This window comes from Viscerimonas tarda (genome assembly GCF_054601255.1).
On record NZ_BAAHWV010000035.1, the window covers coordinates 15,964 to 29,102 of the forward strand.

Here is a 13,139-nt window from a genome sequence, read left to right on the forward strand (position 1 = left end):
ATTTAGTGTGTTGTTAGTTACAAGTTTCGGGTTGAATATTTTGGGTTTAGCGGGTTCCAGTTGTCGCATCCTTTCAATACGTTTTCTATGGTATATTTTTTGGCCTCTTCGGGCCTTAGTATTTTTATCCAATTGGCTCGTTCGGAGGTGTTTGCTCCTTTTCCGGTGTTGTTGTATTCCATGTAACGGGCTGTTTTTTCATTTTCGGGATTTCGCCAGTTGTCCCAGCCTTTGAGTCGTATTCCTTCGGGCAGTTCGCAGTTCATAAACAGCGTCATGGCATACGCGCGCCAGGGCCGTCCCAGATACACTTCGGTAGTTCCTTTGTCCAGTACTATTTTGCAACGGTTGAGGATATACCCGAATTCGATTTTTTCGGGCGTATTGGCGGCTGTTATGTAGGAGTTCTTTTTGCAAAGAATCTCGCAGCCCTCGAACCAGCAGGTGGACGGGCCGAATATGAAATCGGTAGTTCCTTCGATGTGGCAATTTTCAAAGTATTGCCTCATGCCTTCTCTTCCGGCATAGATGGTATCCTGATGACCGAGGAAGCGGCAATTACGGAATATCACCCTGTCGCCTTCTACATGCAGGGCAACGGCCTGTCCCAGCGGGAGGGAAGAGTTTTCTACCGTCAGGTTTTCCAGCGTTATATCGTTGCCTCGTATAATGAAGGTATGACTGCGGAAGGTGCCCATTTTGTTGATATTGGCATGGTCGTCGTAGGTGATGATGGTTTTTTCTACATCTTCGCCTATCAGTTTCACATTGCATACATGGGTCGGCAGCTCAAGCTTTTCCTTGTAAATGCCGGCATGGATGAATATGGTAACTGTTCCGGCAGGATTGAATGCCCTGACCGAATCAATGGCCTGCTGAATATTCCGGAAATGCCCCCGGCCGTTCCTATCGACAACAATATCGTAGTTCGTCTCGTTGCAGAATCCGGCAAGGACGAATAGTAACAGTACGGTGGTGATAAAAAAACGCTTATTCATTACTTCACTTTGTTTATTTCGTTGACTATACTGTTCAGATAAACTTCGAGGTAGGTGTATCCATTCTCGTCTTTGTCGGTGGCTTTTTTCGCCGGATAACAGGCTTTCAGCCAGCAATCGGGTATTCCGTCTATATCGGCATCCACAGCTACTTCATCGGGCGTATAAGTGTAATCGTCCCATCCGCCTACATCGTTTTGCGAATCAATATGACCGGGTTTTGTTTTCTGGTTGCCCGACGCCCTGACCGGACTGAGCCCGTTTAGGGTTTCGTGCATAACACGTTCATCGTCTTTATCTCTCCGGTAGCTGGCTCCTGCACCGGCCAATACTTTTCGGTAGGCCGTTTGGGCGTCGTCGGTGTTCACGTATGGGACTTCAAATGCTGCCGTTGCCAGCAATTCTTTTTTGTCTTTTGTTGCCGGACGGGGTTGCAGCCCCAGCGTGTTGTCTTTTGTAACCGCTTCGCTGCCATCCATATAGTTTCCGCTCAGGTAGAAAACGCCCCATACTCCGGCTATTTGCTTGTTGGTTCCGTCATCGGCATTGGGCGAGAAAATCCGGTCGCGCGCCAAGGATGTTTCGGTGGGTTTGTAGTAGTTATTGATGAAGTTGTAGCTCCCGCCTTCGCCGGCATAACCGCTGTTTATCCCCCAGTCGAAGATGACATTGTTCCTGAAATCGACAAGTTCCAAATCGGGACGGTTCGTGTAACGGCTGCCGCACATGCGGGGATTACGGCTGTCGTGGTGGGCTAACAAATTGTGGTGGAACGAGGCCTTGTATCCGCCCCAAATGCCGCCATAACCGTGGTTCCCTTTTTTATGAACCGAACCGCGCAGGCTCTCGGCCAAAATACACCACTGAAGCGTAAAGTTTTCGTTGTTGTAGAAAGAGGCGCATTCGTCGGTACTCCAACTCATGGAGCAATGGTCGATAATAATATTCTTGTGCCTCAACCCCGACAGGGCGTCATCCTGCACCTCTCCGCCCGATAAATCGCCCATTCGGAAGCGGATATAACGGATGATGACATTATCGCCATCCACTTTGCTGGTATTGTCGGCTATGCAAATACCCTTGCCCGGAGCGCTTTGTCCGGCAATAGTGGTATTCGACGAGATGCGCAGTACATCCTTCAAGCGGATAATACCTGCCACCTTGAATAAGATAGTTTTTGCCTTGTCGTGTTTAAGGCACCAGCGGAGCGAGCCTTCTTTCAGCGCTTCGTTTCCTTCATTATTATCTTCGAGTGTGTTGACGTAATATACTTCGCCTCCACGTCCTCCGGTTGTGTACATTCCACCTCCTTCGGCGCCTGGGAAGGCGAGCGTTTGTGCCTGACAAAGCGCCAGGCCCAGCATAAAAATACAGCTGGTAAAAAGTGTTTTTTTCAATAACATTTCAAATATAGTTTATTTATTCAGTAAAATACTAAGCATGATAAATGGCCCCGTTGCTTTGGGGTCGTTATCCCGAATGGGTTCGGAGATATAGTACTCGAAACTGCCGTCGCGATAGACTTTTTCTCCTCCCAATCCCGAAACCGAACAGCCGTCGGTGATGGACAGGCTACCATCCGCTTCTTTTTTCAGGAAGCGTTTGATGTATTGTTTGTAGGCTTTTTCGCCTTTCTTCTTGTAGCTTTTATCCAGATAGCCTTTTTGTGCACCCTTCACCCAGGTATATATAAACATGGCCGAGGCGCTGGACTCAACATAGTTGCCTTCGCGGCCTCCCATATCGGTAACTTGCCACCACATACCGCTTTCAGGGTCGCGGAAGTTTTCTACCGAGCGGCATAGGTTTTGCAGGATAGAGATTATTTCGCCGCGCTTCGGATGGTCTTCGGGCAGAAAATCCAACACATCTACTATGGCCATCATGTACCAGCCAATGCTTCTCGACCAAAAATTAGGCGACAGGCCGGTTTCGGGATTAGCCCATTTTTGTTGGCGGCTTTCGTCCCAGCCGTGGTAATACAGTCCGGTTTTGCTGTCGTAGAGGTATTTGCGCACGTCGGTTATTTGCAGGGCGACATCATCGTACAACTCCGGTTCGTCGAACCAGCGGGCATATTCGGCCAGAAACGGACAGGCCATATAAATGCCGTCGAGCCACACCTGATGGGGGTATATTTTTTTGTGCCAGAAACTGCCCTCTTTTGTCCGGGGATGCGTTCTCATCTGATCGCGCAACGACATAATCGCCTTTTTCAGTTTCGGGTCTTTTGTCTGGTTGTAGATGGGGAACAGCATTTTGCCCGAGTTGATGCGGTCAACGCTGTATTCTTCGGGTTTGTATGTTTTTATCTTGCCGTCGGTCGAGACCATCAATTCGGCAAAATCGTAGGCGTAATTGTAGTACTTTTGGTCGTTGGTCTTTTTCCAGGTTTGCAAAACAGCCTGCAATACCAGTCCATGACAATAGTTCCACTTGGGTTCCTTCGAAAAATCAAGCATCCAGGCCTCGGGATTCCTTTTCATTTCCGAATCGGTCATGCGAACATAATATTTCTCACCGGCTACAACCGGCAGAAGAGAAAGGGCAAGCAGAAAGGTTAATAATGTTTTAAATTTCATTCTTTCGATTTTTGTTTTACTTTTGTGTGGTTACACAACTAGCACATTTATTGCGTAAAGATACTTATAATCAATTATATGACAAATTTTTACTGCTATCTGTAACCTATCAGACGTAATTGAAGCGCAATTTAGCCCTCATTTTTATTTTAGAGAGGTGTTAAAGTATTTTATATAGGGGGATAAATTGATTTATAGAATTATTAACAGCCGTTTTTGCGAAAACTGGCTTATTTTTGTATAAATGATATTAAGACACGCCAATCATGAAAATTAAACACATTAACCTGTTCCTGTTTTTTATAGCTGTTTTTTCCCTACCCTCTTTGGGGCAGCCCAAGTGCTTTTTCGAGCATTATGGGGTGGAAGATGGCTTGCCTCAAAATTCCATTATGGATATTATGCAGGACAGCAAAGATTTTATGTGGTTCTCGACATGGAATGGACTTTGTAAATTCGACGGCTACAATTTTTATACCTACCTCATACAGCAGGGCGACAAGCAGATTAAGCGAAGTAATCGCATCGACCTGATCCGGGAAGACAAATATGGTTATATATGGACATTGCCATACGACAGGGAGCCGCTTCGATTCGACCCAAGCACCGAAAAATTCGTAGGACTGGAGGCTTTGGACGAATACAAGAATCTGTCGTTTACCGGCACAAATATTATTACTGCAAAATCGGGGAAAGTGTGGCTTTTGTCCAACGAAATGGGATGTATTTGCGTGTTGGATTCTACATTCAGCAACACAGTAGCATTCAATAGCCAAAACGGTAAAATCCATGCCAATAAAATATATACCGTGTATGAAGATGAAAATCTCAATTCGTGGATATTAACCGACAACGGCCTCTACCTCTTTTCGGCCAACGGCGAAAAAGTAAACGATTTGTTTTTTGAGAAAGAAAATCCGGCCAGCCAGCCGGCGCAAAATTTCTATTCGGTGATGGAACTGAAAAATCAAATATGGTTCAGTTCCGACAACGGACGCATTTGGATATACGATAAAAAAGACGAACTGTTTACGCTTCTGGAAGTGAAAACAACGTCCAAAATACACACTATCAGGAATATCAACGACACTCAGGCGCTGATTGCCACCGGCGAAGACGGCTTCTTCATCTACAACCTGTCGCTAAAGACCTTTGAAAAATACAACATGTTCACGCTGCCCGGTATGCGTTCCAACGAAATCATATCGTGCTACATCGACCGCGCGAAAAATATCTGGCTGGAGTTGAATTGCTTTGGCGTTTCAAAATTCGATTTGGAATCTAAAACAATCAAGCATTTCGAGATGAAGATAGAAAGCAAGATACTGAACGTGTTTCCACCCAATTTCTATATGCTCGAAGATAAAGAGAATCGCCTCTGGGTGCATCCCCGCGGTGGCGGATTTTCGCTCTACGATGCGGCAAATGATGAACTGGTTCCGTTCTATAACGAACTTTTTTCGCCCTCGTGGCGCTTCTCGAATGTGGTGCAGGTGGCATTCTCCGACAGGCAGGGCAATTTATGGCTGAGCACACGCTCGCACGGGCTCGAAAAAATCATCTTCAACAACGACGTGTTTAACTCGACCATTGTCGATAACGATGTGTATTCGACCATCAACAACGATATTCGGGCGATGCTGGAAGACGATAACCAAAACTTGTGGGTATCGACCAAAGGCGAAAAAATATATGTCTATGACAGGGACAGAAACAATCTTGGTTATTTATGCCAGTCGGGGCGAATTGATGGCGATACGCCTCTCACCGGCATTTGTTACTGTATCATGCAGGATGCCGACAAAAATATCTGGATAGGAACAAAGGGCGAAGGCCTCTACAAGCTGACGCCGACCGAAGACCCGGAATTCTTTAAAATAAAACAGTTCAAAAACAGCCCGACGAATTTGTACAGCCTGAGTAGCAACAATGTTTACTCCATCTTTCAGGATAAAAAAAGGCGAATATGGGTAGGCACTTACGATGGCGGACTTAATTTGGTGGAAGACGGCTCCGAACGATTTATAAATTATAAAAACAACCTGAAAAATTACCCCACACAATACGGTTCGCAAATCAGGATTATTTCGGCGGACAAATACGGGAATATTTGTGTTGGGACTACCTTGGGCTTAATCATGTTCTCGCCCAATTTCAAATCGGTCAATCAGATTGCCTATAAATCGTATATTAAGGTATTGAACGATAAAAACAGCTTGGGCGGCAACGATGTGTATGATATTTGTACAACACGCAACGGCGACACCTATATTGCCACCTTCGGCGGGGGCGTCAACCGGATAATAGAAGTTGGCAAAGATGGTTTTCCGACTAAATTTACTTCTTACGGCGTGAAGGATGGACTGCCTTCGGATGTGATTCTGACGATTGTTGAAGACAGTAAGAGCCGCTTGTGGATTGCAACGGAAGGAAACCTGACCCGCTTCGACCCCGATAAAAATTCGTTTGAAACATACAGCGAGGTGAGCCGCTTGATAAAAGGACAAACTTTTTCGGAAAACGCCCGTTGTGTAGCCCAATCGGGACAGGTATTCTTCGGATTCTCCAAAGGATTTATCACCATCGACCCCGACAAGGTGAATACCAATACTTTCAAGCCCTATATAGCGCTCACTAAATTGAAAATCGCCAATCAGGATGTGGCCATTGGCGAAGACTCGCCGCTGAAAGAAAATATCGACAATATTAATTATATTAAATTAGACCATACACAGAATTTTATAAGTATAGAGTTCGTCGCCCTCGACTACCTCGACCCACAACGGATTATCTATGCCTATAAATTGGACGAATTCGACAAAGACTGGATCATAGGCCAAAAACAACGAACCGCCAATTATACCAACCTGTCGCCGGGCAGCTACACCTTCAGGGTGAAATCGACCAACAGCGACGGGATATGGATGGAGAACGAACACATCCTGAAAATAGAAATAACACCCTCGTTCTGGCAAACCGGATGGGCTTATTTGCTCTACACACTTTTAATAGGCGTTGCTGCTTATGTCGTCCTGAATATCTTTTTCTCTTTCTATCGGTTGGAGAACAAAGTAAAACTGGAGTACGAGCAAACAGAAATGAAGACCCGTTTCTTTACCGATATTTCGCACGAAATACGCACCCCTTTAACCATGATTGTTTCGCCGGTTGAGCACATTCTCGAAAACGAGAAAATTCCCGAAGAGATAAGAACGCAATTGCAGTTGGTGCTGAAAAATGCCAACCGGATGCTGCGGATGGTAAACCAGATTCTCGATTTCAGAAAAATACAAAAGAAAGACCTGAACATTCAGGAAACCGTAATCGCTCCTTTTGTAAGGGAAATATGCAACAACTTTCAGGAAATTGCCGAGGAACGTAGAATAAACCTGATAATCAACAACCAGATTGGAGACGAAAAATTGTGGATCGACCGCGATAGTTTTGAGAAATTGCTCTTCAACTTGCTGTCCAATGCCTTCAAATATACGCAATCGGATAAAACAATAGAAGTCAGCCTCTCGAACGAAAAACGCGATAACGCGGTTGCCCTCACCGTGAGAGACCAGGGGAAAGGGATGAGCAAGGAAATTCTGAACAAACTGTTTACCCGTTTTGCCTCCTTCAACAAAGACAAGAATAAACCAAGCACGGGCATTGGCCTTTCGATAGTGAAAGAAGTAGCCGACAAACACCACGCTAAAATATTGGTGGAAAGCGAAATTACCCGGGGCAGTTGTTTTACGGTGTTGTTTAATAAAGGCGCCAACCATTTTAAAGATGATCAGGGCATCACTTTTGTGCACGAGCAAACACAGGAACAGGATGTGCTAGAAGACGCCGAACAAGCCGATTTAATCGAAGAAATTGCTGCGGAAGACGATACTTTGCGGAAGAAAGACAGGCAACTGATTTTGGTGGTGGAAGACGACGAGGACCTGAGGCGGTTTATTACAACCATGCTGCATCCTCACTACAATGTGCTTGAAGCTCCCGATGGAAAAGTCGGTTATGACCTGGCCATCAAAAAAAATCCCGATTTCATTGTGAGTGATATAATGATGCCCGAAATAGATGGCGTGGAACTCTTGCGGAGAATAAGAGCCAATGGAATCACCAGCCACATACCTTTTATATTGCTGACGGCAAAAAGCAATATGGAAAGCAAAATAGACGGACTTGAATACGGCGCCGACGATTACATCACAAAACCTTTCAGTGTGAAGTACCTGCGTGCACGCATCGATAACATCATCCTGCAACGCCAACGGCTTTACCGGATTTTCAAGGACAGCGACTTTTTGTATTTTTCGCCTCTTGAGGATAAACACGAGGACGAACACACCATTACTTCCCGGGACGAACTGTTCCTGCAAAAGGTGAGGGCCGAGGTGGAGAATAACATCGACGACAGCAACTTCCTTATTGATAATCTGGTGGTGAACTTGGGCATGAGCCGGACGGTGTTCTTTAAAAAACTCAAAAGCCTCATCGGTATTTCGCCCATCGACTTTATCCGCGATATAAAAATAAAACATGCCGCCAAACTGCTCGATACCCACCGGGAATATACAGTGAAAGAAGTGTCGTTTATGATAGGTATGCTGGACGTAAAATACTTCACCCGCTGCTTCAAAGCCATCGTAGGAATGACCCCAACCGAATACCGCAATTTGAAGAAACGCAATGGCTGAGGCTGATGGGAATAATGAGAATAATGTGCCAATATGCCAATGGGACTAATGTAGAGACGTGGCGCGCCGCGTCTGTATGGCGATATGTAAAAACCGCATTCCGAATACTATTCGGGATGCGGTTTTTATAACGTACGACGAGCGTTTCTGCTTACTTTATCACCACCTTTTTGGTAGCCACTTCCTTGCCCATCAACAGCCTGACGTAGTAGATACCCTGGGGTAAATCGGACCGGTTGATATTTACCGCCTCCGCATCGCAGCTGGTTTTGCCCAGCATACCGCCCGAGGCATTGTAAATCTCCACCGTGTAGGGCTGTACCTCGCCACTCAAAGCTACCGTGAAATTCCCGTCATTGGGATTGGGATATACGGTGAAATCGAACTTCTCGGTCGGATTTTGTGTGGTTACTGCTTCTTCCAGCGAGGTGGCTATTTCGGGATCATCTACAACTTTGGCGGATAGGAGGCTGGGGGAAGCTTGTGCCGCCGTGATGGTTACATTGGAACCCTGTTTTGCCCAGAAATCGGGGCCGATGGTTACGCCGTGCTGGGAATTGATATTAACGGTAGTATTGGGATTTATTGTTGTATTGGTTATATTGATGGTGCAGCCGGTAACGGTAAACTGGTTGTGGAATAAAATGGGGCTATAGGTTCGGTTGTTGATATAGATGGTGTTGCAAGCAAATTGCGTGCCAACACCAACGGCATACCAAGCATTAGTTACTGCTACCACTTCAGGAGAATTTGAACCATATAAATTGACGGCAGCTTGAATGGTAGCAAGTCGAGCGTCAGGATATTGAGCTGTTGGGAACAAACTGCATTCACCGGCAAATGCTATCTTTTGAGCCTTAGTTATACCGATGCCCGATAGTGAATATGAATCCCCTAAATCATTCGTACCACTACCACCTTCCGTCAAAAGATAAAACCAATGGCTTAATACGGTTGAGTTATAATGTTCTTCTCCACTTGTGCTCCAATAATTACCGTGATATGTGTCAGGGTGTTGCCCTTCCATAGCAGTAGTACTTTTGGGATTTTGCAGGTTTCGTAAACAAGTATATGCCGTTGTATTGTATAATTCTTCGCCCATTAACCACCGTTGTTTGCTTGGGGCAGCCCAATATTCTACACAAGCGCCCCAAATATCGCTAAAACCTTCATTTAAAGCGCGGGTCTCGTATGAACTTGAACTTGGAATTCCAACAACATGCTGAAAAATACCGTGTCCAAGTTCGTGAGCGCAAACATCCAATGCAACTAATGGCTTAAATATATATCCATTTCCGTCTCCATACAACATATACTTTCCGTTACCATTCCAATATGCATTCGATTCACCATTTGGATAACTGGAAGGATCACTGTTATAATGCACATAACTAATTACACGCAAACCGTTACCGTCAATACTGTTCCTGTTAAAAACAGTTTTCCAAAAGTCCAAAACTTTTTCAGCTCCCCAATGAACGTCTAATGCTTGTTTGTCTTGACTAAAAGACCCCCAATTGCCGCTTGTCCAATTTGTAGAACTATTGGTAAAATCTGTGGCAGTTGAAACATTAGAAGAATTATGAGCATTGAATGTTTGAATTGATACGCCATTTCTTGTTTCTCTCAATCTAACGCTCCCCGAGTAGGTGTCGCCAACAACAGTTTGTGTGCCGCTAAGCAAGGTTTGAGCCGTACAGCTAACATTTGCATCCAATATCAACGGAACATCATCTATCACGCTGCCATTATTGGCATCTATATAGATTAACTGTTCGTTTTCAGGAATCATCGAAGCAATAGTAAATTTCCACGATAAACGATATGTATTTGTACCGCCTAAATAATCTTTGGAAATAACCAACTCTCCTGTTGGATAATAGGTTGCATTGACATTATTGGTAATTTGTTTTATAAACGCTTCTGCTCCGGTATCTTCCCATTTGTATTTTGTGGCGTTTACATAGTTTAAAGCATATCCCAATGCTTGTTGTTCGCTTAAAGCAGGCATTACCGACGATAAAGAAATAGTTGGAAAATCGCCATTGATGTATTCAATGTTACCACCTTTGCTGTGTGTCAGATATTGTGCATCTTCAACCCTGATACCGTTATAGTATTGTTGAAATCTTTTATGCGTAATACCCATTTCATCCGTATTTTCTTTGAGTTTCACAAATCCATCATTTACAGTAGCGCTCAATACTGATTTTAAAAATACGGTATCATTCTGAACGGTTAAACCCTGCCCCGTTTCAGGAAAGCGTGCAAACCTGATTACTCCATCTGCACCTCTTTGTATATCAAACGCATCGTCGATTTGCGCATTGGTAATGCTACAAAAAGCAATTAATATTAAAGTTATAATGCCCTGTTTCATGCTTTTAATTGTTGGCTCTTGTTAAATAATACCATATTGGCTCAGACATATCTTCGTGGTAAATCAAAGTGTCATTTTTGATGAAATCAAAAAATATCTCCATGGGCTGCATCATGTAAATAGAATCAGGAGAACCTGTATATATGGCATGTTTTTTCCAATAATACATATATGTTTCTGTCTTTCCATTGCCACTAATAATATATCTCTTGTCAGCCGTAAATTCAAAAGTATAGCCGTCATAATGATGATGAATATAATTGGCAGCAAGCCCACCTATCCCATACACACAAATCCATTTTCCCTGTATGTAGTTTTGAATGGTAAGGGAATCTTTGCCGTAAAGTCTTATGTTCTGTGGCAATGTATTTTCTTCCTTATCACATCCTGCCATTCCAGTAGTCAGGACAAAAAGGGCTGTCAATATAAATATTATCTTTTTCATAATTCGTATATTTTTATTTGTTTATTAATCCGTTTACTTGTATTCGTAAATTAAAAAATTTGCAACTTTTGGTAGTTGAAAACTACCTGAATATCAGGCACAAGTTACAAACTTGCGCCAAACGAGGTTTAATTTTGAGATTTCACTAAAAAATAGGTCATCGGTTCGCTCATAAATGCATCTGAATATATCAAAGTATCATTCCTGATTTCTTCAAAAAGCATATCCAAAGACGTCCCAATTAGTTGCATTATACAAATAGAGTCTGTATATATGGCATATTTCTGCCAGTAATACATAAGTGTATGTGTCGTTCCATTGCCACTGGTAATATATTTCTTGTCAGCCGTAAATTCAACAGTACAATCATCACAATAATGATAACTATAAGCAATCCCGCCGCCTACACTATACACAAGATCCCATTTCCCTTGTATGTAGTTTTGAATGGTAAGGGAATCTTTGTCGTAAAGGCTTATGTTCTGTGGCAATATATTTTCTTCCTTATCACATCCTGCCATTCCGGTAGTCAGGACAAACAGGGCTGTCAATATAAATAATATCTTTTTCATAATTCGTATATTTTAATTTGTTTATTAATCCGTTTACTTGTATTCGTAAATTAAAAAGTTTGCAACTTTTGGTAGTTGAAAACTACCTGAATATCAGGCACAAGTTACAAACTTGCGCCAAACGAGCATTAGCAATGCTGCAAAAGGCAATTAAAATTAAAAGTATAAGATTTCGTTTCATGACTGTTTAATTTTGAGATTTCACTAAAAAATAAGTCATTGGCTCGCTTATAAATGCATCTGAATATATCAAAGTATCATTCCTGATTTCTTCAAAAAGCATCTCAAAAAGCGTCCCAATTGGCTGCATTATGCAAATAGAGTCAGTAGAGCCTGTATATATAGCATATTTCTGCCAATAATACATAAGTGTATGTGTCGTTCCATTGCCGCTGGTAATATATTTCTTGTCAGCCGTAAATTCAACAGTACAATCATTAAAATAGTGTATATAATTGGCCGCAATCCCCCCCTTAGCATACACAAGATTCCATTTCCCTTGTATGTATTTTTGAATGGTAAGAGAATCTTTGCCGTAAAGGCTTATGTTCTGCGGCGATGTTTCCTCTTCCTTATCACATCCAGCCATTCCAGTAGTCAGGACAAACAGGGCTGTCAATATAAATAATATCTTTTTCATAGCCTTATTTTATTCGTTTATAGAAAAATATCAATGGTGTTCCCAATGATAGGGATGTGATGCCCTTAACATGTTTCAATATCAGCTTGTTGTAGTTATCTTCAAACTTATACTCATATCCATGCATTTGTGTTTTTTCGTCAAATAGCTGACCGACATGATAATAGTATGTCTTAAATAAACACGAGTCTATGCTGTATTTTACCTGTAGTCCGGGGTGCTCTGCAAATGTGCCTGGTTGAATAATAGAATCAGGAAGATATTCCACGTACCCGCCCGAAGATACCTGTTGTATTTTATCTTCCGATGGACCCTGAGCAATCAATCGCCACTTACCTAAAATGGCTTCTTGGGGCGTATCATAATGTCCAGGCGCTTCTATCTTTTCATCATCCCCGCATCCAGCAACACCCATTGCCACAAAAAACAGGGCAATAAAAAACATATATATCTTTTTCATAATCAATCCTCCCTATTTGTTTTTCAATTCTTTCATTTCAAGTTCCAATGTCTGTATTTTATCATTCTGCTGAATAACATACAGCGTCAGTTCTTCAATTTTTTGCAGCAGCTTTACCTGCAATACGCCCAAGTCGGTGTCGCCGCTTGTCATCTCGGCGGCAGAGGGTATCTCGGGCAAATGCTTGTTTTCCTTGATAAAGTCCTGCACTTCGTTAAGCGATTTTAGCTGGTAGTTGGGTTCAAAAACAAAGTCGGCGCCTGTGTTGAGGTTTACTTTTATTTCCCTTGCCCTGAGCGTGCCGTTCACATCCAGCTTGTAGTAGGGGTTGTCGGTGCCGATGCCTACTTTGTCTCCAATTGTCATGA

Annotated in this window: 9 protein-coding genes and 1 pseudogene; 1 reads left to right on the forward strand and 9 read right to left on the reverse strand. The window is 43.1% G+C overall.

Annotated elements, in window-relative coordinates; translation table 11 throughout:
- Positions 1 to 17 precede the first annotated feature (17 nt).
- From ACYPWY_RS12945 to ACYPWY_RS12955, 3 genes are read right to left on the reverse strand one after another with little or no spacing between them, the layout of a single operon-like run.
- Complete coding sequence (locus tag ACYPWY_RS12945; RefSeq protein WP_459685954.1) at positions 18 to 998, reverse strand: pectinesterase family protein; 981 nt, start codon at positions 996 to 998, stop codon at positions 18 to 20.
- Positions 998 to 2,401 (reverse strand): pectate lyase family protein, encoded by a 1,404-nt coding sequence (locus ACYPWY_RS12950; RefSeq protein WP_459685955.1) that lies wholly within the window; start codon positions 2,399 to 2,401, stop codon positions 998 to 1,000. Before ACYPWY_RS12950 ends, ACYPWY_RS12945 begins: the two co-directional genes overlap by 1 nt.
- 12 nt (positions 2,402 to 2,413) lie before the next feature.
- Entirely contained in the window at positions 2,414 to 3,580 is a 1,167-nt protein-coding gene (locus tag ACYPWY_RS12955; RefSeq protein ID WP_459685956.1) for a glycoside hydrolase family 88/105 protein, read from the reverse strand.
- Positions 3,581 to 3,846: 266 nt separating this feature from the next.
- Here ACYPWY_RS12955 and ACYPWY_RS12960 point away from each other — a divergent pair, with 266 nt between their 5' ends.
- The gene (locus ACYPWY_RS12960; RefSeq protein ID WP_459685957.1) at positions 3,847 to 8,274 is read left to right on the forward strand and encodes a hybrid sensor histidine kinase/response regulator transcription factor; all 4,428 of its coding nucleotides are present in this window, start codon (positions 3,847 to 3,849) and stop codon (positions 8,272 to 8,274) included.
- Between the two features lie 151 nt (positions 8,275 to 8,425).
- Here the strand turns inward: ACYPWY_RS12960 and ACYPWY_RS12965 are convergent, their stop codons facing one another.
- The 6 genes and pseudogenes from ACYPWY_RS12965 to ACYPWY_RS12990 all read right to left on the reverse strand — a co-directional run.
- Positions 8,426 to 10,654 (reverse strand): M4 family metallopeptidase, encoded by a 2,229-nt coding sequence (locus ACYPWY_RS12965; RefSeq protein WP_459685958.1) that lies wholly within the window; start codon positions 10,652 to 10,654, stop codon positions 8,426 to 8,428.
- Positions 10,655 to 10,658: 4 nt separating this feature from the next.
- Positions 10,659 to 11,099 carry a hypothetical protein gene (locus ACYPWY_RS12970; RefSeq protein ID WP_459685959.1) on the reverse strand — a complete coding sequence of 147 codons (441 nt, stop codon included), beginning with the start codon at positions 11,097 to 11,099 and terminating at the stop codon, positions 10,659 to 10,661.
- 128 nt (positions 11,100 to 11,227) lie between these two features.
- Positions 11,228 to 11,671, reverse strand: coding sequence for a hypothetical protein (locus ACYPWY_RS12975; protein ID WP_459685960.1), 444 nt, complete (start codon positions 11,669 to 11,671; stop codon positions 11,228 to 11,230).
- Between the two features lie 187 nt (positions 11,672 to 11,858).
- Positions 11,859 to 12,311 (reverse strand): hypothetical protein, encoded by a 453-nt coding sequence (locus ACYPWY_RS12980; RefSeq protein ID WP_459685961.1) that lies wholly within the window; start codon positions 12,309 to 12,311, stop codon positions 11,859 to 11,861.
- Positions 12,312 to 12,315: 4 nt separating this feature from the next.
- The gene (locus ACYPWY_RS12985) at positions 12,316 to 12,771 is read right to left on the reverse strand and encodes a hypothetical protein (RefSeq protein ID WP_459685962.1); all 456 of its coding nucleotides are present in this window, start codon (positions 12,769 to 12,771) and stop codon (positions 12,316 to 12,318) included.
- Positions 12,772 to 12,783: 12 nt separating this feature from the next.
- Positions 12,784 to 13,139 (reverse strand): annotated as a pseudogene (locus ACYPWY_RS12990) (hypothetical protein); the annotation flags it as partial.

Excerpts from the sequence above, each read along its gene's own strand:
- ACYPWY_RS12955 (WP_459685956.1), bottom strand. The coding sequence starts at position 3,580 with ATGAAATTTAAAACATTATTAACCTTTCTGCTTGCCCTTTCTCTTCTG.
- ACYPWY_RS12980 (WP_459685961.1), bottom strand. The coding sequence starts at position 12,311 with ATGAAAAAGATATTATTTATATTGACAGCCCTGTTTGTCCTGACTACT.
- ACYPWY_RS12960 (WP_459685957.1), top strand. The coding sequence starts at position 3,847 with ATGAAAATTAAACACATTAACCTGTTCCTGTTTTTTATAGCTGTTTTT.
- ACYPWY_RS12950 (WP_459685955.1), bottom strand. The coding sequence starts at position 2,401 with ATGTTATTGAAAAAAACACTTTTTACCAGCTGTATTTTTATGCTGGGC.
- ACYPWY_RS12985 (WP_459685962.1), bottom strand. The coding sequence starts at position 12,771 with ATGAAAAAGATATATATGTTTTTTATTGCCCTGTTTTTTGTGGCAATG.
- ACYPWY_RS12945 (WP_459685954.1), bottom strand. The coding sequence starts at position 998 with ATGAATAAGCGTTTTTTTATCACCACCGTACTGTTACTATTCGTCCTT.
- ACYPWY_RS12965 (WP_459685958.1), bottom strand. The coding sequence starts at position 10,654 with ATGAAACAGGGCATTATAACTTTAATATTAATTGCTTTTTGTAGCATT.
- ACYPWY_RS12975 (WP_459685960.1), bottom strand. The coding sequence starts at position 11,671 with ATGAAAAAGATATTATTTATATTGACAGCCCTGTTTGTCCTGACTACC.
- ACYPWY_RS12970 (WP_459685959.1), bottom strand. The coding sequence starts at position 11,099 with ATGAAAAAGATAATATTTATATTGACAGCCCTTTTTGTCCTGACTACT.